This window comes from Limnohabitans sp., assembly GCF_038134685.1.
Taxonomy (GTDB): domain Bacteria; phylum Pseudomonadota; class Gammaproteobacteria; order Burkholderiales; family Burkholderiaceae_C; genus Limnohabitans_A.
In genome coordinates, this window is record NZ_JAYPVP010000012.1 from 58,510 (window position 1) to 80,056 (window position 21,547).

A 21,547-nucleotide genomic window follows, 5' to 3' on the forward strand; every position below is an offset into this window, starting at 1 on the left:
CTTGTAGGCAAACCGGCCCCGAAGTATATTGAGTCCGCATGAAATGGCCCTGGACCCCGCTGCAAAACCTCTGGCAGGCACGTCGCTGGCCCACCCATTGCGCCATTTGCAACACTTGGGGTCCCGATGTTTTATGTGAGAGCTGCGTAGGTGCTTTTGCCCAGCCACGCCTGCGCTGCAAACACTGCGCCCTGCCTATTCAGGCAGGCCAGCGCATCTGCGCAGACTGCCAGCGTCAGCCTGCTGCACTGGACTTTTGCATTGCCAGCGTCAGCTACGACTGGCCCTGGCCCAAAGTGATGGTGGATTTCAAATTCAGCGCCCAGCCCGCCTGGGCCCAAAGCCTGGCCTTGCTGATGCGCCACACCCCCGGCGCAGAGTTACTGCTGGAATCCTGCGATGCTGTGGTGCCCATTCCGGTGTCGGCAGAGCGACTGGCCGAGCGCGGGTTTAACCAGTCGGTCTTGTTGGCGCGCCACTTGGCCAACGCCAAAATGCAGACGCAGTGGCTGCACCGTTTGCGGCACACCGAAGCCCAAAGCCACCTGCCCCGCAGCGAGCGCCTGCACAACCTGGACCAAGCCTTTGCGCTCGAGCCCACAGCACGCGCCAGCATCCAGGGGCAAAGCATCGTGCTGATCGATGACGTCATGACGACCGGCACAACCTTGCGCCAGGCCGCACGCCTGCTGCGCCAGGCTGGCGCGCGATCGGTCGGTGCACTGGTGTTTGCACGCGCCTGATTCGTCACAATACGTGCCATGTTCAATATTGTTTTAGTCGAGCCCGAAATTCCGCCCAACACGGGCAACATCATTCGCCTGGCGGCGAACACGGGCTGCCATTTGCACCTGATTGAGCCCCTGGGCTTTTCGATGGAAGACAAACTCATGCGCCGCGCCGGACTGGATTACCACGAGTACGCCAGCGTGCAACGCCATGCGTCGTGGGCCGACTGGCTGGCACAGGCTCAGCACCATAGCGCCCGCATCTTTGTCATGACCACCAAGGCCAGCACCCCTTTGCACCAAACGAAATTCAAGCCTGGCGACTGGTTTGTGTTTGGTCCCGAAAGCCGCGGCCTGAGCGAAGCACAGCGTGAAAACTTTCCCGCGCAGCAGCGCATCCGTTTGCCCATGCTGCCCACGCAACGCAGCCTGAACCTGTCCAACGCGGTGGCTGTGACGGTGTTTGAAGCCTGGCGTCAAAACGGCTTTGCCGGAGCCGCCTGAACCCTGCATGGCCTGCGCGCTGGCGGGCCATGTGAAATCGGTTAAGGTCCATGACTTGTGCAACACGCCTCGAAGATCATCAACCGGACATGCCCAAGGATCGACTGCCCTCACTGCTGCAACGCCTTCAAGAACCGCAAAGCCTCGCCGAGCGTCACTTGTGGCTGCACGAGGTATGGCACTGGATCAGCGCTAGTGAACAACAAGTCCACACCAGCCTGCAAAGACTGGCAAGACTGACCTTGGCCATCAGCGACGATCCGCAACTGAAGCAGGCTTGGCAACACTGGTGGCACAGCTTTGTCACCAGCACCGACGCTACCGCCCTTCTGGCCGATCTTGGGCTGGCCTTGCGGCAAGCATTTTGGAGCGAACTGATCCGCCGTCTACGCGGCCAATGGTTTCCCGCCACACCTGACACTCGGGAACTCGATGCCCTGTTCGATTTCCTGCGTCCTCGTCCGCACGATGCACGCTGGCTCACACAAATCCCTGAAGACACGCAGGCCCGTCTTGGCGCGCTGCTGGAGCTCCCCGCGGACCTGGAGCCAGAGCCCGCGAGCCTGGAGTCACTTTTGCTGGACGCTCTGACCTATTGCATCAGCCAGATCAATGCAGCAGGGTTTGCTGCCGAAGTGCGCTCACGCATGTCTGAAGACGCACAGTCCCGCCGAGCCTTTCATGAGCTCAACCCGGTGCTGCAGCAGTTGCGCGGCGCCATTGCTGAGCACGGCGTGGGCTCTGCTGTAAGCGCCTTGGCAGCCGACAGCCTTCGCCAGCAGCTGGACGCGTGCCGCAATGCGGCCTACACAGTCTATGCGCACCTGCAAGAAAACGGCATTTCTGTGGGCATCGTGTTTCAGTTGCGGCAGATGCGCAGGCGCATCATCCGCAGCAAACAATTGATCGATGTGCTCATGAGCCCACAGCGCATGCCCGCCATGCTCGAGCTCTTGGCGCAACTGGTACAGCAAAGCCATGAGGCGCGCAGCGTGCGCAACCTGTGGCGCTCCAACAGCCACATGCTGGCCGAAAAAATGGTTGAACGCAGCGCCGAAAGCGGCGAACACTACATCACCCGCAACCTGCGCGAATACCTGGGCATGTTGGGTGCTGCCATGGGCGGTGGCGCTGTACTGGGTCTGGCAACCTGGAGCAAATTTGGCTTGTATGCCCTGACCTTGTCGCCCTTCTGGCTGGGCCTGAGCACCGGTCTGAACTACGCGCTGTGGTTTGTCGTCATCATGGCCCTGCACTGGACTGTGGCCACCAAGCAGCCTGCAGTGACGGCGCCCGCCATGGCCCACAAGCTCAAGCACATTGAAGAGCAAGGCGGCGTGCAAGGCTTTGTGGACGAGATCTCGCATCTGATCCGCTCACAAGCCGCCGCCATTACCGGCAACGTGCTGGCTGTGATTCCAGTGGTGGCTTGCCTGAGTGCCCTGCTGGGCGCATTTGGCACGCCGGCCATGATCGACACAACCACCGCAGAGCATGTGTTGCATGACCTGCACCTGCTGGGCCCCACCGCCTTCTTTGCTGCCTTCACAGGGGTGCTGCTGTTCGCCTCCAGCATGATTGCGGGCTGGGTGGAAAACGCTTTTGTGCTCAACAAACTGCACTCGGCCATCCGCTACCACCCTCGTCTGCGCAACGTGCTGGGCACACGCCGCGCAGAGCGTTTGGGCAACTACCTCATGACCCATGTTTCCAGTTTGGCCGCTAACATTTCGCTGGGCCTGTTGCTGGGCCTGACGCCTGCTTTCATGGACTTTTTTGGCGTCGGCATGCAGGTGCGCCACGTCACCCTGTCCGCCGGACAGCTGACCGCAGCCGCATGGACTTTGGGTTGGCCCGTGTTTCACTCTGCCGATTTTTGGTGGGCGCTTGCAGGTCTGGCGGTGGTGGGGCCGCTCAACCTGAGCGTGAGCTTTTACCTCGCCTTTCGCATCGCTTTGGCGGCACAAAGCATCAGCACACGCGACCGCACACGCATCCGGCAGGCCCTATGGATCAGGGTGCGCGAACGCCCACTGACTTTCCTGTGGCCCATCCGGTCAAAAGCCGAGACTTAAACGCGCTCCAGAATCAGGGCAATGCCCTGCCCCACGCCAATGCACATGGTGCACAGCGCATAGCGACCACCGGTGGTGTGCAAGCGATTGATCGCCGTGGTGGCCAAACGCGCACCCGAGGCGCCCAAGGGGTGCCCCAAAGCAATCGCGCCGCCCCAAGCGTTGACGCGTGCATCATCGTCTTTCAGGCCCAACATGCGCAGCACCGCCAAGCCTTGCGCGGCAAAGGCTTCGTTGAGTTCGATGACGTCCATTTGCTCTAGCGTCAGGCCAGTTTGCGCCAGCACTTTTTGCGTGGCTGGCGCCGGGCCAATGCCCATGATGCGCGGTGCCACACCAGCCGTGGCCATACCGATCACGCGTGCACGTGGGGTCAAGCCGTATTTGGCTGCGCTGGCTTCGTCGGCCAGCAGCAAGGCGCAAGCGCCATCGTTCACGCCAGAGGCGTTACCCGCCGTCACGCTGCCGTCCGGGCGTACCACGCCTTTGAGTTTGCCCAGCGCTTCCAAGGTGGTGGCACGCGGATGTTCATCCGTGTCCACCACGAGGGCGTCGCCTTTTTTCTGCGGGATGCTCACAGGGCAGATTTCGCGGGCCAAGTGTCCATCGCGAATGGCTGCAGCAGCACGCAGCTGACTGTTGTAGGCCATCAGGTCTTGCGCTTCGCGTTCGATCTTGAAGTCCACCGCCACGTTCTCAGCGGTCTCGGGCATGGAATCCACACCATATTGGGCCTTCATCAGTTTGTTGATGAAGCGCCAGCCAATGGTGGTGTCGTACACCGCATTGCTGCGCGAGAAGGCACTATCGGCCTTGGGCATCACAAAGGGTGCGCGACTCATGCTCTCCACACCACCGGCAATCATCAAACCAGCTTCACCGGCCTTGATGGCGCGGGCTGCCGAACCCACAGCGTCCAACCCTGAGCCGCACAAACGGTTGAGGGTGCCGCCAGGCACTTCTTGTGGCAACCCCGCCAGCAGTGCGCTCATGCGCGCGACGTTGCGGTTGTCTTCGCCAGCTTGGTTGGCGCAGCCGTACAGCACGTCGGTGACCGCTGCCCAATCGACCTGCGGATTGCGCGCCATCAGGGCTGCAATCGGCACTGCGCCCAGATCGTCAGCACGCACGCCAGACAGCGCACCGCCGTAGCGACCGAAGGGGGTACGGATGGCGTCGCAAATCAAGGCTTGGTTCATGTTTGTCTCTCGTTATTCAAAGGGTTGAAGCAATAATATGCATTATGTTGCATATTTCGGATTTTAGACCATTAACCGACCAATTGGTCGGGAATTATGATCCCAACATCATGCTGATCCAACCCTCTCAATCCGATGTGCGCCGTTTTTTTTGCGGCGTGTATGCCAAAGCCCGTACCTCCACCCCCCTGGAACCCATGGAAATGCTGGTGAGCCAGTGGATCGACGAGCACCCGGAATTTCACGCCGAGCTTGCGGATGTGGACGCGGCATTGGCGCGGATGCACGAAGTGGACAGCACGCGCGAGAACCCTTTTCTGCACTTGTCCATGCACCTGTCCATCAGCGAGCAGTGCAGCATCGACCAGCCGCGCGGCATACGCCAGGCCGTTGAACTGCTCCGCCACAAACTCAATTCGCTGCACGAAGCGCACCACCGCACGATGGAGTGTTTGGGACGCATGGTGTTTGAAAGCCAGCGCTCTGGGCGCATGCCCGATGGCGGGGTGTACATCGACTGCGTGCAGCGCCACGCCACCCAAGACTGAAATGCAAAAGGCCCGCTACAGCGGGCCTTTTGGCTGAAGATCCGAGCGATCAGCGGAACTTGGACTGGGGAATGGTCTTGAGTTCGCCTTGCTGGTCTGCAATGTATTCTGCCAGTGCCTTCAGTTCAGCATTGGAGTATTGCTTGGCAATACCACCCATGATGCCATTGCTGCGGCCCCACGTGGACTGGTTCTCAACCTTGTAGCTCTTCAGGGCCACATACAAGTAATCCTTGTGCTGGCCTGCAATCTTGGGGTAGCTGGGGTCCAGCGGCTGGGTGAAGTTGGCGCCGTGGCAAGACACGCAAGCGCCTTTTTGCAACAAAGCGGTCACCTTCTCGTTGGCAGCCTTGGGCGCAGCGGTGACGGCCTCGGTCTTGCCGTGTTGCTCGTAATAAGCGGCCAGATCAGCGATGTCCTGGTCGTTCAGGGTGTCAGCAATGCCACGCATGGTCTGGTGTTTGCGCTCGCCCTTTTTGTAGGCGGTCAGGGCAGCAGCAATGTACTTGGCGTTCTGGCCCGAAATCTTGGGCACGCGGTACACCTCGGGAAAGCTGGACTGGTAACCAGGAATGCCGTGACAGCCGATGCACATGGCGATCTTGGCTTCAGCAGCCTTGGCATCACCCTTGACTTCCTGGGCTTGGGCAGAAACAGCCATCACGCTAGTGATGACCAGGGACAACAGCGAGGGCAGCAGCTTGTTCATTGCTTGGACAATCCTGATTGATTGATAAAAATCAACTGTGGATTATATAGACCCGGGCCTCATAATCCTGACAGGCTGTTCCCCCATGTATTGAAAAGTCCACACCATGAAGTTTCAAGGATCAGAAAACTACGTTGCCACCCAGGACCTGATGCTGGCCGTCAACGCCGCCATCACCCTCAAACGTCCCCTGCTCGTCAAGGGCGAACCTGGTACCGGCAAGACCATGCTGGCCGAAGAAGTGGCGCAGGCCCTGAACCTGCCCCTGCTGCAGTGGCACATCAAGTCCACCACCAAGGCACAGCAAGGTCTGTACGAATACGACGCCGTGAGCCGCTTGCGCGACAGCCAGCTGGGTGACGAACGCGTCAAGGACATCGAGAACTACATCGTCAAGGGCGTGCTCTGGCAAGCCTTCACCTCTGACACGCCAGTGGCCATCCTGATCGACGAAATCGACAAGGCCGACATCGAGTTCCCCAACGACCTGCTGCGCGAACTCGACCGCATGGAGTTTTATTGCTACGAGACGCGTCAGCTGATCAAGGCCAAGACGCGCCCACTGGTGTTCATCACCTCCAACAACGAAAAAGAATTGCCCGACGCTTTCCTGCGCCGCTGCTTCTTCCACTACATCAAGTTCCCCGAAGCCGACACCATGCGGCAGATCGTGGATGTGCACTTTCCCAGCCTCAAGCAGGATTTGCTGGCCGTGGCGCTCAAGACCTTTTATGACGTGCGCAACCTGCCTGGTCTGAAAAAGAAACCCTCGACCAGCGAACTGATCGACTGGCTCAAGTTACTGGTGGCCGAAGACATCCCGCTCGAAGCTCTGCAAAGCGCCGACCAGAAAGTGGCAGTGCCGCCCCTGGTGGGCGCCCTGCTCAAAAACGAGCAGGACGTAACCCTGTTTGAAAAGCTGGTGTTCATGAACCAGCGCAACCGATGAAGATGGTCGAGTCCATCGTTTTGCGTGAACGCGGCGTGCGACTGGAGCCCTTGGGCCTGGAGCACGAAGCAGGCTTGCGCGAGGCTGCCTGTGATGGCGAACTCTGGAAGCTACGCATCACCTCGGTGCCCGAGCCTGAAAACACCCGCGCTTACATTGAATCTGCCCTGCAAATGCGTCAGGAAGGCCATCGCTTTGCGTTTGCCGTGATTGAGGAGGCCAGTGGACGCGTGCTGGGCACCACCAGTTACCACGACATCGTGCCTGCGGTTTCCCGGGTTGAAATTGGCTGGACCTGGTACGCCCAAAGCATGCAACGTACCCATGTGAACACGAGTTGCAAGCTCATGCTGCTGACCCATGCTTTTGAAACCCTGGGCTGCCGCGTGGTGGGTTGGCGCACCGACAACTTCAACTTTGCATCGCAACGCGCCATTGAGCGTCTGGGCGCCAAGAAAGATGGCGTGCTGCGGTGCCATGCCTTGCGACGTGATGGAACGATTCGGGACACCGTGATGTACAGCATGACCGCTGGCGAATGGCCCGAAGCCAAAGCACAATTGCTGTACTTGTTGAACAAACACGTTTGAACGGCACGGCACCATGCTGATCGACTTCTTCTACACCCTGCGCGCGGCCAAAGTGCCGGTCTCGGTGCGCGAGTACCTGACGCTGCTCGAAGCCCTGCAGGCCAACGTGGTGGGCCCGGCGTCCGACGCCTGCAGCATGGACGACTTCTACCATTTGAGCCGCACCGTGCTGGTCAAGGACGAAAAGCACTTTGACAAGTTCGACAAGGCTTTCGGCGCCTACTTCAAGGGCGTGGAAATGCTGACTGACTTCACGAAAGAAGTGCCGCTGGACTGGCTCGAACAGATCCTGAAAAAGGAACTCACACCCGAGCAAAAAGCCGCCATCGAGAAGATGGGCTGGGACGAGCTGATGGAGACGCTCAAAAAGCGCCTCGAAGAACAAAAGGAACGCCACGAGGGCGGCAACAAGTGGATCGGCACCGGCGGCACCTCGCCTTTTGGCAACGGCGGCTACAACCCGCAGGGCATCCGTATCGGCGGCAAGGGCGGCAACAAGAGCGCCGTCAAGGTCTGGGACCAGCGCGCCTACCGCGACTACGACGACAGCCAGGAGCTGGGCACGCGCAACATCAAGGTGGCACTGCGCCGCCTGCGCCGCTTTGCGCGCGAAGGCTCCCACGACGAGCTGGACCTGGACGGCACGATTGCCAAAACGGCGGCCAACGCGGGTTACCTGGACATCCTGATGCGTCCCGAGCGGCACAACAACGTCAAGGTGCTGCTGCTGATGGACGTGGGCGGCACCATGGACGACCACATTGCCCGCGTGGAAGAAATGTTCTCGGCTGTCAAGGCCGAGTTCAAGCACCTCGAGTACTACTACTTCCACAACTGCGTGTATGACTTCATGTGGAAGAACAACAAGCGCCGCTTTGCCGAAAAGTTTCCGACGCTCGACATCCTGCGCAAGTACAACAAGGACTACAAGCTCATCTTCATCGGGGACGCGACCATGAGCCCCTACGAAATCCTGCAACCTGGCGGCAGCGTGGAATACAACAATGCCGAAGCCGGCGCCGAATGGCTGCAGCGTTTGACGCACGCATTCCCCAAATTCGCCTGGATCAACCCCGAGCCGCAAGGCATGTGGCAATACCGCCAAAGCATCGCGATCGTGCAGCAGCTCATGAACAACCGCATGTACCCGCTCACCCTGCAAGGGCTGGAGCAGGCCATGCGCATGCTCAGCAAATGAGTGTTGTTGTGCGGTGCTTGGCACACATCGTTTTTTGTGCAGCTGCGCTGTCAGCTGTTCCCGCATGGGCTCAGACGCAAGCCAACACGCCCGCCACCGCTGCGGCCTTGTCCCTGAACATCGACGCCCCCACAGAAGTTCAGGACTACCTTTCACGGCATCTGGAACTCTTGCGCTACAACGCACTCGATGATCTGGACACCACCGAAGTCGACAAGCTGGTCCAGTCTGCCGACATGCAGGCACGCGAACTGCTGGGCACCTTGGGGTACTTCTCCCCCCAGCTGCAATGGCAACGCGAAAACGCCAACGCCCAAGCCCGGCACCCCGTGCGCCTGACGGTGGTGCCCGGCGAGCAAACCCGCATCAGCCAGGTACAGCTTTCGTTTGTGGGCGATCTGGCAGGTGCAGCCTTTGAGTCCGTACGCGACAAGCTGCGCAAAAGCTGGTGGCTGCCTGCTGGGCTGCCCTTCACGCAGGAAGCCTGGAACCAAGCCAAAAACCAGTTGCTGCGTACGGTCAGTACCCAGGACTTCGCGCAAGCCCGATGGCAAGAAACCCGAGCAGACATTGACCCCGAGCGCCACAGCGCCACCTTGGTGCTGGTACTGGACTCCGGACCACAAATTTTTCTGGGCGCATTGGACATCGAAGGCACCGAGCATTACGACGCCCAAATGGTGCAACGCCTGGCTCGCCTGCGCGCGGGCCAGGCCTACAAGCAAAGCGACTTGCTCGAAGCCCAGCAACGCCTGATCAGCAGTGGCTACTACGACTCGGTGCTGATCGCCCTGGCTGAAACAGGCAGCCCTGAGGCCTGGCCAGTCAAGGTGCAATTGCGCGAAGCCGCACGTCAGAAATTCGTCATCGGCGTTGGCGTCAAAAGCGACAGTGGCATGCACCTCAGCGCCGAACATGTGCACCACCGCGTGCCCGGCCTGAACTGGCGAGCCAGCACCAAGCTGGAGCTGGACCAAAAACTGCAAAGCCTGGGTGCCGAATTGCTGGCCCCGCCCAATGCCAATCTCTGGCGCTGGAACCTCTCTGCGAAAGCCACCCACGAAGTGCTCAGCACTTACGAAACCCACAGCCAACGCTGGCGTGCAGGCCAGGCCAAACTGGGCGACACCATTGACCGCAACATCTATGCCCAGTACGACAGCGCCAGCTCCACGCTGGTGGGCGACGACCTCAAGGAGTCAGCCAGCGCGAACTTTGCCTGGACCTGGCGCGGCTTTGACAGCCTGCCCTTTCCATCACGCGGGTGGGGCTTTGGCGTGGAGCTTGGCGCTGGCATGACGCTGGGCTCCACCCAGGTCCCTTATGCACGCTGGCTGGGCAAAACGCTGTTCATGGTGCCCTTGTCCAGCACATGGGGGCGCATAGCTCTGCGCGGTCAGGCGGGCGGCATTGGCACGCAAGACGCCAGCGCCATTCCCAACACCCAGTTGTTCATCGCGGGCGGACAAAACAGTGTGCGCGGCTATGCGCCAGGCAGCATCGGCGTGGCCAATGCCAATGGCACCATCAGCCCCGGACGCTACATGGCGGTGGGCAGCGCAGAGTGGCAGGTCCCCATTCGTATGAACAAGCGCATGACCGATTGGGAAGGTACTGTGTTTTTGGATGCCGGCGCAGTGGCCAACGACCCACGGGACCTGCAGCCCCAGGTAGGCCTGGGCATGGGTGCGCGTTGGCGCAGTCCTGTCGGCCCTTTGCAGATTGACCTGGCTTATGGCGAGGCCACCCGTGCCTGGCGCCTGCACCTGAACGTGGGGTTCGTGTTTTGATGCGTACCCTGCTTCGCCTGCTGCTGTGGTCCGCGTTGTGCGTGCTGGTGCTGGTAGCCGCTTTGGTGGCATGGGCGAGCAGTGACGGCTCTTTGGCGCAAGCCCTCCGAGTGGGCGCGGCTTGGTTGCCACAAGGTCAGCAGCTGAGCTACCAGAACGCGACCGGCAGTCTCATCCAGGGAAAGGTGGAAAAGTGGCACTGGCAACAGGAGCAGCTCGACATCGAAGGCCAGCACCTGCAATGGCGCATCAACACCCAAGCCTTGTGGTCAGCGCAGCTGGATTTGCCCGAGCTGTCCTTGCACACCCTGACCCTGCAGGATGAGCGCCCCTCTCAGCCCCTCAATGCCCCCCTCCACTTGCAGCTGCCTGTGCGCATCAAGGCACAACTGAGCCTGACCCGCGTCGCATCCACCGGCGCAGTGAAGTGGCAAGCGCAAGACATCAAAGCCCACTACAGCTACGACAAACAAATCCACCAGCTCCAGCTGCAACAGCTTCAGTGGGCACAAGGCCGATACAGCGGTCAGCTGCGATTGCAGGACACAGCGCCTTTGGCCCTTCAGACACAGCTCCAGGCCTCGCTCACGGGGCCCGGAAATACGCCCTTGAAACTGGAGGCCAGCGCACAAGGACAGCTTGCAAGCGCTCAAGCACGCATTAACGTACACGCCCAACTGCAAGCACAAGCCCAAGGCAACTCCACACCACAGCTGACACTCGACGCGCAGCTGTACCCCTGGCAGGGCTTGAGCCAACAAAGCGCACAAGCCCAATGGCGCTCGCTCGATGCCGCATTGCTGTGGCCACAGGCACCACACACTGTGCTGGACGGCACGCTGGACATGCGCGCCCTTGATAAAGACCAAAGCCAGGAAAGCACCTGGCAACTGGACCTCAACAGCCGTGTTGGCCAAGGCAGCGTCCAGGCGCAAGCCACACAAACTGCGCAGGGCTGGCAAGGTCAGCTCAAGCTCAACCAGATCCGCAGCGCGGATGTGTACAGCGCCATCCCCGACACCGTATGGACTGGCGAGACCCGCTTCGACACCACCAACCACATCGTTCGCTTTCTGGCAGACCTGAAAGGTCAGGAGCGTGCTGGTGTAGCTGCTCATGTCCGCAGCCAAGGGCAATGGAGCGACAAACGCTTGCAACTGCATTCGCTCGATGTGCGTTGGGCAGGTCTGGTGGCACAAGGCCAATTGCAGGTGCACATGGATCCGCGACGCTTGCAGGGCGATTTGCAATGGCAATGGCCGGGCATGAAAGGCCAATGGCAAGGCGACTTGCAAGCCGAACAGGGCCAAGGCAAGCTGTCGCTGACCATCACGCAAGCTTTGCAAAATGCCCGCTGGCTGGCTCAGTGGCCGCAGCTTCCAGCCCTGCCCTGGCAGGCCCTGAGCCATGCGCACGCACAGCTGCAATGGACACAAGGCTGGAACCATCCACAAGCCAACCTGCAGGCGCAGTGGCTGCAAAACCGCTGGGCAGGCCAGTTGGCTCTGTCCGCGCAAGCCGATGTATCCCCGCAAAAAGCACAAACGCGGCTGACCCTGGAGCAGCTGCGCATCGTCAGCCCCTCAGGGCAGACTTGGTCTGCACAACTCGCCGCGCCTTTGCTGGCTGAGCATCAGCAGATGCGCGGGCAATGGCAAACCCGCTGGACGGCCAACACACTGCACACCCAAGGCCCGAACAAGGAAACCGCGCAACTGCTGCTGGCCGAAGGTCAATGGGGTGCAGGCACGCACCAGCTGCAACTCAAAGCGCAGAACTGGCCCTTGGCCTGGGCACAAGCGGTGCTGGGCATTGACGCTTTAAGTGACACCCTCATCCATACGCAAGCCGAGTTGTCGGTACAAGAGCAACTCATTCGCGCGCAGCTGCACTGGGACTCGCCCGTGGCGGGGTCTTTGCATGCCCACCTTCAAAGCTCTGCCAGTGTGCAGGGCGGGCAATGGCGCTGGTCTGCTCAGGCACCATGGCAAGGCGAGATTCAAACCGAATTGCCCGAGATGGGCGCTTGGTCCCGACTCGCACCACCGGGCTGGCGCGTTCGGGGTCACTTGAGCAGTCGCATCACCATCAGCGGTAGCCTGGCGCGTCCACAATGGCATGGCCAAGCCAAGGGCGACAACATGTCGATTCGCTCAGCGGTGGATGGCGTGGAATTCCATGACGGCCGTTTCACGGCACAGTTGCAAGGCCAGGAAATCATCTTGCAGGACTTCTCGATGGCTGGTGCCGGCGAGCAAGGCGGCCTCTTGCGTGGACAAGGCCGCATCGTCTGGCCTGCAGGAGACGACAGCAAACCCTGGGACGCAGCAGATGCACGCGTACAACTCAAGCTGGTGGCCCAGCAGCTTCGCATCACCAACCGGGCTGACCGTCGCTTGGTCATCTCCGGCGAAGTGGATACCCATATCGCTCAACGCCAGCTGCAACTGCGCGGTCAGGTTCGCGCAGACCAGGCCTTGTTCGTCTTGCCCGAGGACACCACACCCACCTTGGGCAAGGACGTGCGCGTGCGCGGGCGAGACATCCTCCCCGCTGCAACGCCGGGTTCAAGCGGCAACTGGCTTTTGGTTCCTGACGTTCAGGTCGCTCTGGATTTGGGCGAAGACTTTTATGTCATGGGCCAAGGCCTGACCACACGTTTGACCGGACAGCTGAAAGTGCACAGCAACGCTCTCACCCAGGGCCAACCTCGCCTGCAAGGCCAGCTGCAAACCGTAGGCGGACTGTACAAGGCCTACGGGCAAAACCTGGCCATTGAGCAAGGCGCGCTGAGTTTCAGCGGCGCCTACGACAACCCCCAGCTGCTCATCGTGGCCCTGCGTGCCAACATTTCCGAACGCGTAGGTGTACGCGTCACCGGCACCGCATTGAGCCCAGCCATTCGTCTTTATGCTGACCCGGACATGCCCGATGCGGACAAACTGGCCTGGTTGATGCTCGGGCGCTCAGCAGCCAATGGTGGTGCCGAATCGGTGGTGCTGCAGCAAGCGGCTTTGAGCTTGCTGGGTGGCAAGAACACACTGGGCAGCGAAGTGGCTCAAGCCCTGGGGCTGGACGAGGTCTCCCTGGCGCAAGGCAGCCGCGCCGACACCAGCGCTACAGGCGCCGCGCTGACGCTGGGCAAGCGACTGTCCAAGGACTTTTACATGGCTTATGAAAGCAGCCTCAATGGCACCTTTGGCAGCCTGTTCATTTTTTACGACCTCTCGCGTCGCTGGACCTTGCGCGCTCAGGCCGGCGACCAAAACACGCTGGACCTGATCTACACCATCCGCAAGTAATGAACGCCTCCAGCAAAACTCCACTGCGCCTGGTGATGCTGCTGTGCACCGCCGAGGCCCTCGCCATGGCCGGCTTTGGAAGCTACCCCGCCCTGTTGCCGACACTGCAGCTGGAGTGGACCATGAACGGCCGCGAGGCAGGCTTGGTCAGCGGCGCCTTTTTCCTGGGCTACATGCTGAGCGTGCCGTTTCTGTCCGGCTGGACTGACCGCATGGATGCTCGCCTGGTGTTTGCGGTTTCGTCCTTGCTGGCGGCTGCAGCCTCGGTGAGCTTTGGGTTCTTGGCCACAGGCCTTTACAGCGGCATGGCATTTCAGGCCATCGCTGGTGCGGGCCTGGCGGGTACTTATATGCCTGGCCTCAAAGCCCTGACCGATCGGGTACACGGACCGCAACAACCACGCTATATCTCGTTTTACACCGCCACCTTTGGCATTGGGGCCAGTGGTTCGCTTTTGCTGGCCGGCTGGCTTGCAAATGCATTCAACTGGCAAACCGCTTTTGTACTGCTTGGCGTCTTTCCGGTGCTCGCATGCGTGCTGGTGCTCAAAGGACTGCAGCCCTGCCCGGTGGCCAAACCCATCGCCCACCAGGGGTGGGGCTGGGGGCGGGTCTGGTCGCAGCCGGTCATGCGGCAATACATCATTGGCTATGCCGTGCATTGCTGGGAGCTGTTTGGCATGCGTTCGTGGCAAGTGGCCTTTTTCAGTTTCGCGTTTGCGGCCAGTGCCAGCCAGGCCTGGCTCAACCCGACGGAAGCTGCCGCCTTGCTCAACCTGCTGGGTTTGCCCGCCAGCATTCTGGGCAACGAAGTCGCGATGCGCTGGGGCCGTCAACGCTGGATTGCAGTGGTCATGCTGGCCTCGGGCCTGCTGGCCTGGCTGGCTGGCGCCAGTGTCATGTGGCCCTGGTTCATCACTTTGGGGCTGACCTGCCTGTACAACGTGGTGATCATGGCCGACTCGGCCAGCCTGACCGCTGGCCTGGTGGCCCACAGCGACAGCCAGCAACGCGGCACCGCCATGGCCCTGTACTCCATGGCGGGCTTTGGAGCGGGCTTTGTCGCACCGGTGGTGTTTGGTGCTGTGCTGGACCTGAGCGGCGGTCAGCAGCAAGCCACCAGCTGGATGCTGGCCACCGGCTCACTCAGTCTGGGCTGTCTGTTCTGGGGGGTGCGACTGGTGCGCACCTTACAATCCGAGGCACGCCGCCGTAGTTCAATGGATAGAACGAGCGCCTCCTAAGCGGTCATAGGACTTTGTATATTTTTTTAAGTTATTGATTTACTTGACTTTTTATCCTTTATTTTCCCTGTTTTTCTGTATATTTTTCCATCTTCCGTGTCTCAAATTTGTCCCATGACTCGTCAGGCTATGCATGAGCAAGCTGGGACTCAAGCTGCGCAGGCGCTGTCTCATAGAGGGGCTGGAGGTCCTCAAAAAGATGACCTGTTAAGATTTACTCCCATAGCTCCTTGTAGTTCAATGGATAGAACGGAAACCTCCTTTCAATGGGCAGTCATAGGCGAAAGCAATGACTGAATGGGGTCAAATTCGGTGAACCCTCTGGTCCTAGTGACCGTGGCAACGCCGAGCCAAGCCAAGAGCAATCTTGGAAGGTGTAGAGACTAGACGGCCCCTGCCTAAAGGCGCGCCAGCCCAAGGCAAAGGCATAGTCCAGACCACAAACGATAAGTCGGTGGCGAAAGCCATAGTGGTACGAAGTTTCAGATACAGGTTCGATTCCTGTCGAGGAGACCAACTCAAATTGGTGGAGACAGCGCCCATGGAGCAAACGAGCAACTTGGTTGCCTACCTACGGACACGCTCTGGTGGCCGAGAAGTCTTGACGCCCAAGCAACTTGAGCCCATCCTGGGGATAAGCGCCAAACACCAAAGCCTCTTGCGCAAAGAGAACAAACTAAAAATCCCCTACCTCGTAGTTGGCGGGAAAATTCTCTACAGTATTCATGCCGTTGCAGAAATGCTGACGAGGCCGACTGAAAACAATCCAGAGCCAGCAAAGCCCACCAAGCACGAGAAACCCACCTCCAGCAAAACAAAGGCTGAGGACAAATGGCGTACGAACTTGAAAGTTCCCTCCTCCCAACCAATCAATATGAGCCAAGCCTTGCTCAGGGCCTTCGTCCTGAACAACATACAAGCTGAAATCTCGTCATTGACGGCCCTGACGAAAGAACTTCAAGCCTTACAGCTGGCCCAAGAGCTACGCGACGATTTGAATAAAAAACCCGATAGCAGTGGAACTGACAGCAAGCACAAACCCACGTCGAGAGTGAAAATTTGACCCTGCGCTAGAGCCTGAAAATCCCGACCAAGCCTGCAACAATGAGAGGCATTGCGCTTCATGAGTCGCTCTACCGTACAACGCGCCACCTTGGTTCCTTCACGATTCATCTGGTGCCAGACCTTGTCGGCCCCATAGACCTGCATGTTGGCCTGCCAAACAGCTTGGATTGAGGCATCAACGTTTCATCGCGTTTAGCTCGGACGCAACGCAATTCGGGATTTCGTTGGCTTTGCGCAGCTCCTTGACTTCGCGTTCCAGTTCTTTGTTGCGGGCTCGCTCGTCAGAGCTGATGCCATCGCGCATGCCTTCGTCAACTTCTTGCTGTCGAACCCAGTCGTTGAGGGTTTGCGGCACACAGCCGATCTTGGGGACAATGGACTCAATGGTGGCCCACAGGGATGGGTACTCGCCATGGTGATCGAGCACCATGCGGACAGCGCGTTGGCGCACCTCGGGTGAAAAACGGTTTGATTTCTTGCTCATGGCTCCATCTTCTCAAAGTGTGGAGCCTCCTCAAAACTGAACTAACCCCCAAGAGTTGGACGGTTGCGCTTCCGCCAACTAAGCGGTCCTTCTCAGCCGGTACTCCACCGGGCTGAGTCCTTTCAATCTGAGCTTGATGCGCTCATGGTTGTAGTAGCGGACGTAATCATGCACGCCTGCTTCAAGTTCATCAACGCTATGTGGTGGTGCAAGATGAATATACTCGGCTTTTAGGGTGCCAAAGAAGCTTTCAATTACCGCGTTGTCAAAGCAGTTCCCCTTGCGGCTCATACTTTGCTTGACTCCACGCTGCGCAAACTCGGGCCTCAAACCACAAGAATACTCTGGCCCGGCTTTGCTGCATAAAACCCCTAGTGGCCAGTGGTAGGCTCGGCACATGAATGAAAAGTTGTGCAACAACGCCTTTATGGATCAAACCTGTGAAAAATAACGATTTCAAAATAGCCACGTATGTGATCAACATGGACGGTGCGCAAGAACGCATGGCGCACATGAAAGCGGAGCTGGACCGCTTGAACATCCCATTCATCCGGCAAGCGGGCGTCGTGGGGGCTGAACTTAAGCAACCGCATCCCGACTTTTCTGCTTGGTCATACAAATACCTCCACGGCAGAGGGTGGGCGCCCAGAGAGTTGGGTTGTTATCTGAGTCACATCGAGTGCCTGAAAAAGTTCATCGCTTCGGACGCAGATTATGCGTTGATCCTTGAGGACGATGTCACTTTGAGCGACGATTTGGAGCCCCTGGTCACGGCTGCACTGCGCTATCGCTCAAAATGGAACATGCTCCGACTCAGCACGGTGAGCCATGGCAAGTGGTGGCCAGTGAGGCGTTTGAGTGAAAAATTCAACTTGGCCATTTGTTTGACCCGGGAAAAAGGGGCCGGGGGCTATCTGGTGGATCGCTTGGCGGCGGCCCAGATGATTAAGCATTTGATGCCGATGCGGCTGGCCTGGGACATCGCTTTTGATCTGGAGTGGTTTTTGGGATTCAAGACTTTGGGCATGTCCCCCATGCCCATCAGTCAGGAGAACGATTTTGAAACGCAAATCCAGCAGGATTTGTACCTGATCAAAATCAAAGGCCAAGCCAAATACCTCACGGTCTTGCCGTTCCGCTCGGTCCTCGAGGTTTCCCGCTTGCTCTACCGCTCACTCAGGTTGCTGACATTGAAACTGTTCTGAGCGAAACAACTGTCAATGCGCTCTTTGCGTAAATTATTGACACCAGTTCACGAATTCGTACGGAGCATGTTGGCCAGCAGGGATGGGCTTGCAAGGCATGGCCAGAAAGTCTTTCAAGTCATCGGGAGAATCTTTTCCAATGAAGAAAATTCGATCAGGGTGGTACAACGGGAACAAGATCCACTGCAATACCTTGAATCTGTCGTTCTAGCTAGGACATTGCAGTCATTGCTTCCAGCCAGAACTAACGGCTCAGAACCAAAGCGAAAAGCACTGAAAATTTAATTTTTAATAAGTACTTGACATTTATTATTAATTCCGATTAATTATAAATGACGGTGTTATGCGTCAGCTGACACGGTATGGCGACCTTCTCTGGACTTGACCCCTCATACCGTTCTTTTCACGATTCGCACTGTCTACGGTGTTCCCTGTTGAACAGATTGCTGGTGCAGAAAGAATGGCACAGACAAACTTAAACTGAATGCTCACATGAGCAGCCAACCAGCAACGCGACAGGTCAAAAACCACCCAATTCGTAAGAATGGGCTCCAGGCACAACGAAAGCGAGAGGCTTATTGTTCGGACCGCGCCTGGGAGTGGACAAGCACTTGAACCGAACTTGTTTAGTCCTTGTAGTGACTAGACCCGAATAGATGTGGGACCCACACGATTTCAGGAAAGCCCGAACCAACCAAATCAGGTTGGTAAGGGTAAAACTTTACCTCTTTCGTGTGGGGCAAGTCCTAGCCGTTTTCTGTACCCACACATCTTTTCAGGGGTTCATCTCCCTAGCGAAGCAGAGATAGTTCCCACGCGAAGCAAATGTAGAAATCATGCGAAGCAAAGACTGCGAAAGCAGTGTGGAACGATAGTGAAACAAAAAAGGACGCCGCGCGGAAATTGCGTTTTCACAGAACTACCCCTCAAACTTGACTTCCGATTTTTTTCGGCTTTCATGAGTAGAGGTACCCACAGCAAGGTAACCCCATCAGTGCGCTGAAATCGCTAGATGGCTACTTGCTGGGACACCCAGACCCGAACAGCACATTGGCAATGTGCGAAGCATAAGAAGAAAGGAGTGGGCATGATTATTCCAAGGCGCAAACAGAAATCAGGGCAAGCAGGCAACTGGGACACGCATCCGTTTTTGCGCAGTGAGCGTGTGGTGCTGAGAGTCAGTCCCGAAGAGCTTCTGACGCTTGAAAAGCATCGTAAAACACATCGCTTTGACAATCTCGCGCAATACCTGCGAGCACAGGGGCTCAGGCCCACCCCCTCCTCTACCGAACGCAAGACGTACACAGCACTGGTGGACTGCACCTACCAGCTCAACAAGATTGGGGTGAATGTCAATCAAATCGCGCGCCACTTGAACCAAGGCTCACCGCTTGATGATGAAGTGCGATTGGTTCTGGCGCAAATTCAGGAAGTCGCACACGAGCTTCTCGCGCAGGCGAAAACGGGAGGTGCGAAGTGATTGTGAGGTTCTTCAACACCGGCACAGGCAACGGCGAAGCCCCTGTGAAATACCTTTTGAGCACCCATAGTCATGATGGGCAAGAGCGTGCCCACAAACCGGAACTGCTGGAGGGTTCACCAGCACTGACGATTGAACTCATCAACGGAATACAGCGCAAATATAAATATGCCAGTGGGTGCCTTGCTTTCAGGAGCACAGAACAGCCCACAAGGACTGAGCTTCTTCGCATACTGGACCAGTTCAAGAAGGTTGTGGCACCGGGTCTTGAGGCAGACCAATTCAATGCCCTGTTTGTTTTGCACAGGGAGCAACCAGACAAGGCTACTGTGCTTGAGGGATTTCATGTCCACTTCGTGTTGCCGATGACCTTGCTAGGTGGTCAAAACAGCAAAGGCAAAAGCTTGGCTGGCAGGCGCTGGAATCCACATCCCCCTGGTGACCAGACCATTGAAGTGATGTCTCTTTTCACATCCATCGTGAACCACGAAAACGACTGGAAGCAGGTTCATGAAAAGCCCACAAGACTGGGAATGGACAGTTTCTGGAGGAAAGCCAAGCACTACACCCAGAAGCAAAAATCCGAGCTTCTGCACGCGGAGGTTTTGAAGGCAGTCAAGTCCGGCACTGTCAACGACAGGCGAGAACTGATGGTGTTCATGGAAGACACGCTCGGTCTCACAGTCACCAGAGCCAGCGACAAAACTGTCTCTGTCAAGTTTCCAGGCACACCCAAAGCAATCAAGCTCAAGGGCGCGATATACGAACATGACAGCAACTACGCTGAAATCAAAGCCAAACACCTGCGCGCCAGTTTCGGTGAGGAGGAATTTTCAGAAGCAAAGAAAAGGCTGGAGCAACTGCTGGCCATAAGAGCAGTGCACATCACAGATACACCCAAGACAACAACAAGAAAGGAGCACGTGTATGGAAAACAAGCAAACAACAGGAGGTCCACAGCCGGACCAAAAAAGGCTGCTGAGCGAGTTGGTATTCCTTCAAACGGAACGACTCAACATCCTCACCGCGCAAATCAACACACTCATGTCACAAGTGGCTTGGAGCGAAACCTGCTTCAAACGCGTGGAGGACAGTGGAGTAATTCACATGGCTGGAATCATCCGAAAGATGGCCAAGGACTTGGAGATGCTTCAGATCAATCACAACAAGTTGTCTCACTTCGTCAGGACCCATGTCAAAACGGAGCAGGACGAGGGGGGCAATGGAGGGGGGGACGAGCAATCACCGCTTTCAACCCACTTGCAGAAATCGCTGAGCAAATTAGGACGCTGAGCATTCAGCTCAATGACTGTGAAGTCGGGTCACTTGAAGCAAAAGCCATCTCGGACCAGTTGAACGTCCTTCAGGGCATCAAGCAATCTCAGTATGGCGCACCATCACCAACGAAGAAAATAAAACCGCGATGACAGGTTCGTTTTATGCGGTGGTCTGTGCCCACAATCTCTCGCCAATGCTGCTGGGGCGTAATTTGGCGTACCGCTTTAGGGTGTCCAATTCAAGATGCCCCGTCATCTTTGAGATTTGGATGTCAGTGAGGTTAGTGTTCTCAAATAGCCAGGAAATACCCTCGTGGCGCAGGTCGTGAATTTTCAAATCGACCGACTTGGCGTTCTTACAGATGACCTTGAATCTGTGGCCCAACACATTTGAGTCAGACCAGAACGGGAACACCCTGTCTTCTGGCTCAGCTTTTCGAGGCAGTAACCTGTCTTTAACTAGCGCGAACAATTCGCGTCGCATTGAAACCTCGCGATCTTCTGCACCTCGTTTGTTACGGATCTTTTGATGCTCTTTCGGCACGTATATGTAAGAGCTGGTCGGTTTTTTTTCGTCAAAAATCAGGTCTTGCCAGCGCATCATCAAGGTCTCACCTGCACGCATGCAGGAATAGATTTGGAACTCAATGATGTCTTTGAGGTGTTGCTGGTTGACATACATCTTGTCACACGCCTTTAGCAATCGCTCAAGCTCACCGTCCTCCAAGCGCCTTTCTCTTGGCTCTTTCCATGCGGGGGGTGGTGGGTTGTCTCTGAAAGGTTTATCGTTGAAGTGGTAATCGTTGACCTTAGCGTGCCACAGCAAAGCAGTTCTCAACGCGTAATAGTAATGACGGATTGAAGCTGGTTTGTAGGTCTTGGCAACCACCTCACCGCCGACAATTTTTTTTCCGCCCTCATACAGGGGGTGGTCCACTTTTTTCCTCGCTTGCACAGGAATTGCTTGCTCGGACTTCAACTGAAGATAAAGCGCAAGACGCTTGGTATTGAGATCTTCAAGTTTCAGCGCACCAATTTCAACCGCAAGACGCCGGAGGAGCCTCTCCTTTTTGTCTGTGACTAGACCGTTGTCAAGGTACTCGTCAAAAATGTCCGAGAGGGTCTTCTGCAACTGCTTGCGCTGCTGAACCGGCTTACCCTCATTGATGGTGTTTTCAATCGAAGTGGCCCACGCAACGG

17 protein-coding genes and 2 pseudogenes are annotated in these 21,547 nt (G+C 57.6%); 14 read left to right on the forward strand and 5 right to left on the reverse strand.

Going from position 1 to position 21,547, the window contains the following annotated elements; genetic code table 11:
• The first annotated feature begins 38 nt into the window (after window positions 1-38).
• The 3 genes from AAFM15_RS07065 to AAFM15_RS07075 are packed head-to-tail and all read left to right on the forward strand — an operon-like array spanning window position 39 to window position 3,307.
• Window positions 39-743: a ComF family protein gene (locus AAFM15_RS07065; protein WP_341686003.1), complete on the forward strand. Its 705-nt coding sequence runs from the start codon at window positions 39-41 to the stop codon at window positions 741-743.
• Between the two features lie 18 nt (window positions 744-761).
• Window positions 762-1,232 (forward strand): tRNA (cytidine(34)-2'-O)-methyltransferase, encoded by a 471-nt coding sequence (locus AAFM15_RS07070; RefSeq protein ID WP_341686004.1) that lies wholly within the window; start codon window positions 762-764, stop codon window positions 1,230-1,232.
• Between the two features lie 50 nt (window positions 1,233-1,282).
• A complete protein-coding gene (locus tag AAFM15_RS07075; RefSeq protein WP_341686005.1) occupies window positions 1,283-3,307 on the forward strand; it encodes a recombinase in 2,025 nt (674 codons plus the stop codon).
• On the opposite strand, the gene pcaF is transcribed toward AAFM15_RS07075, so the two are convergent.
• Window positions 3,304-4,506 (reverse strand): 3-oxoadipyl-CoA thiolase, encoded by a 1,203-nt coding sequence (gene pcaF / locus AAFM15_RS07080; RefSeq protein ID WP_341686006.1) that lies wholly within the window; start codon window positions 4,504-4,506, stop codon window positions 3,304-3,306. The genes AAFM15_RS07075 and pcaF overlap by 4 nt on opposite strands.
• Window positions 4,507-4,619: 113 nt before the next feature.
• Here pcaF and AAFM15_RS07085 point away from each other — a divergent pair, with 113 nt between their 5' ends.
• A complete protein-coding gene (locus tag AAFM15_RS07085; RefSeq protein WP_341686018.1) occupies window positions 4,620-5,054 on the forward strand; it encodes a DUF1841 family protein in 435 nt (144 codons plus the stop codon).
• Between the two features lie 49 nt (window positions 5,055-5,103).
• On the opposite strand, the gene AAFM15_RS07090 is transcribed toward AAFM15_RS07085, so the two are convergent.
• Window positions 5,104-5,763 carry a c-type cytochrome gene (locus AAFM15_RS07090; RefSeq protein WP_341686007.1) on the reverse strand — a complete coding sequence of 220 codons (660 nt, stop codon included), beginning with the start codon at window positions 5,761-5,763 and terminating at the stop codon, window positions 5,104-5,106.
• Window positions 5,764-5,869: 106 nt separating this feature from the next.
• Here AAFM15_RS07090 and AAFM15_RS07095 point away from each other — a divergent pair, with 106 nt between their 5' ends.
• The 7 genes from AAFM15_RS07095 (at window position 5,870) to AAFM15_RS07125 (ending at window position 15,899) form a co-directional block, all read left to right on the forward strand.
• Window positions 5,870-6,712, forward strand: a complete 843-nt coding sequence (locus AAFM15_RS07095; protein ID WP_341686008.1) for a MoxR family ATPase — start codon at window positions 5,870-5,872, stop codon at window positions 6,710-6,712.
• The gene (locus tag AAFM15_RS07100; RefSeq protein ID WP_341686009.1) at window positions 6,709-7,302 is read left to right on the forward strand and encodes a GNAT family protein; all 594 of its coding nucleotides are present in this window, start codon (window positions 6,709-6,711) and stop codon (window positions 7,300-7,302) included. The genes AAFM15_RS07095 and AAFM15_RS07100 overlap by 4 nt, the downstream gene beginning before the upstream one ends.
• A 13-nt stretch (window positions 7,303-7,315) precedes the next feature.
• Window positions 7,316-8,500 (forward strand): hypothetical protein, encoded by a 1,185-nt coding sequence (locus AAFM15_RS07105; protein ID WP_341686010.1) that lies wholly within the window; start codon window positions 7,316-7,318, stop codon window positions 8,498-8,500.
• A 17-nt stretch (window positions 8,501-8,517) separates the two neighbouring features.
• Window positions 8,518-10,290: a BamA/TamA family outer membrane protein gene (locus AAFM15_RS07110; protein WP_341686011.1), complete on the forward strand. Its 1,773-nt coding sequence runs from the start codon at window positions 8,518-8,520 to the stop codon at window positions 10,288-10,290.
• Window positions 10,290-13,592: a translocation/assembly module TamB domain-containing protein gene (locus AAFM15_RS07115; protein WP_341686012.1), complete on the forward strand. Its 3,303-nt coding sequence runs from the start codon at window positions 10,290-10,292 to the stop codon at window positions 13,590-13,592. The genes AAFM15_RS07110 and AAFM15_RS07115 overlap by 1 nt, the downstream gene beginning before the upstream one ends.
• Window positions 13,592-14,836 carry an MFS transporter gene (locus tag AAFM15_RS07120; protein WP_341686013.1) on the forward strand — a complete coding sequence of 415 codons (1,245 nt, stop codon included), beginning with the start codon at window positions 13,592-13,594 and terminating at the stop codon, window positions 14,834-14,836. The genes AAFM15_RS07115 and AAFM15_RS07120 overlap by 1 nt, the downstream gene beginning before the upstream one ends.
• Window positions 14,837-15,377: 541 nt before the next feature.
• Window positions 15,378-15,899, forward strand: coding sequence for a hypothetical protein (locus AAFM15_RS07125; protein WP_341686019.1), 522 nt, complete (start codon window positions 15,378-15,380; stop codon window positions 15,897-15,899).
• 53 nt (window positions 15,900-15,952) lie between these two features.
• Here the strand turns inward: AAFM15_RS07125 and AAFM15_RS07130 are convergent.
• Both AAFM15_RS07130 and AAFM15_RS07135 read right to left on the reverse strand, forming a co-directional pair.
• A pseudogene (locus AAFM15_RS07130) lies at window positions 15,953-16,385 on the reverse strand (IS3 family transposase); the annotation flags it as partial.
• A 78-nt stretch (window positions 16,386-16,463) separates the two neighbouring features.
• Window positions 16,464-16,697 (reverse strand): annotated as a pseudogene (locus tag AAFM15_RS07135) (IS3 family transposase); the annotation flags it as partial.
• Between the two features lie 128 nt (window positions 16,698-16,825).
• Between AAFM15_RS07135 and AAFM15_RS07140 the strand changes: the two are divergent.
• From AAFM15_RS07140 to AAFM15_RS07150, 3 genes are all read left to right on the forward strand, one after another.
• Window positions 16,826-17,590, forward strand: a complete 765-nt coding sequence (locus AAFM15_RS07140) for a glycosyltransferase family 25 protein (protein WP_341686014.1) — start codon at window positions 16,826-16,828, stop codon at window positions 17,588-17,590.
• A gap of 1,087 nt (window positions 17,591-18,677) precedes the next feature.
• Entirely contained in the window at window positions 18,678-19,070 is a 393-nt protein-coding gene (mobC, locus tag AAFM15_RS07145) for a plasmid mobilization relaxosome protein MobC (protein WP_341686015.1), read from the forward strand.
• Window positions 19,067-20,497 (forward strand): hypothetical protein, encoded by a 1,431-nt coding sequence (locus AAFM15_RS07150; protein ID WP_341686016.1) that lies wholly within the window; start codon window positions 19,067-19,069, stop codon window positions 20,495-20,497. The genes mobC and AAFM15_RS07150 overlap by 4 nt, the downstream gene beginning before the upstream one ends.
• A gap of 10 nt (window positions 20,498-20,507) precedes the next feature.
• Here AAFM15_RS07150 and AAFM15_RS07155 read toward each other — a convergent pair.
• The coding region (locus AAFM15_RS07155) for a site-specific integrase (RefSeq protein WP_341686017.1) at window positions 20,508-21,547 on the reverse strand (1,040 nt) is incomplete at its 5' end.

What these genes read in the sequence shown, in the direction of transcription:
- AAFM15_RS07065 (WP_341686003.1), top strand. Translation starts at nt 39, where the DNA reads ATGAAATGGCCCTGGACCCCGCTGCAAAACCTCTGGCAGGCACGTCGC.
- AAFM15_RS07070 (WP_341686004.1), top strand. Translation starts at nt 762, where the DNA reads ATGTTCAATATTGTTTTAGTCGAGCCCGAAATTCCGCCCAACACGGGC.
- AAFM15_RS07075 (WP_341686005.1), top strand. Translation starts at nt 1,283, where the DNA reads ATGACTTGTGCAACACGCCTCGAAGATCATCAACCGGACATGCCCAAG.
- pcaF (WP_341686006.1), bottom strand. Translation starts at nt 4,506, where the DNA reads ATGAACCAAGCCTTGATTTGCGACGCCATCCGTACCCCCTTCGGTCGC.
- AAFM15_RS07090 (WP_341686007.1), bottom strand. Translation starts at nt 5,763, where the DNA reads ATGAACAAGCTGCTGCCCTCGCTGTTGTCCCTGGTCATCACTAGCGTG.
- AAFM15_RS07095 (WP_341686008.1), top strand. Translation starts at nt 5,870, where the DNA reads ATGAAGTTTCAAGGATCAGAAAACTACGTTGCCACCCAGGACCTGATG.
- AAFM15_RS07100 (WP_341686009.1), top strand. Translation starts at nt 6,709, where the DNA reads ATGAAGATGGTCGAGTCCATCGTTTTGCGTGAACGCGGCGTGCGACTG.
- AAFM15_RS07105 (WP_341686010.1), top strand. Translation starts at nt 7,316, where the DNA reads ATGCTGATCGACTTCTTCTACACCCTGCGCGCGGCCAAAGTGCCGGTC.
- AAFM15_RS07115 (WP_341686012.1), top strand. Translation starts at nt 10,290, where the DNA reads ATGCGTACCCTGCTTCGCCTGCTGCTGTGGTCCGCGTTGTGCGTGCTG.
- AAFM15_RS07120 (WP_341686013.1), top strand. Translation starts at nt 13,592, where the DNA reads ATGAACGCCTCCAGCAAAACTCCACTGCGCCTGGTGATGCTGCTGTGC.
- AAFM15_RS07125 (WP_341686019.1), top strand. Translation starts at nt 15,378, where the DNA reads ATGGAGCAAACGAGCAACTTGGTTGCCTACCTACGGACACGCTCTGGT.
- mobC (WP_341686015.1), top strand. Translation starts at nt 18,678, where the DNA reads ATGATTATTCCAAGGCGCAAACAGAAATCAGGGCAAGCAGGCAACTGG.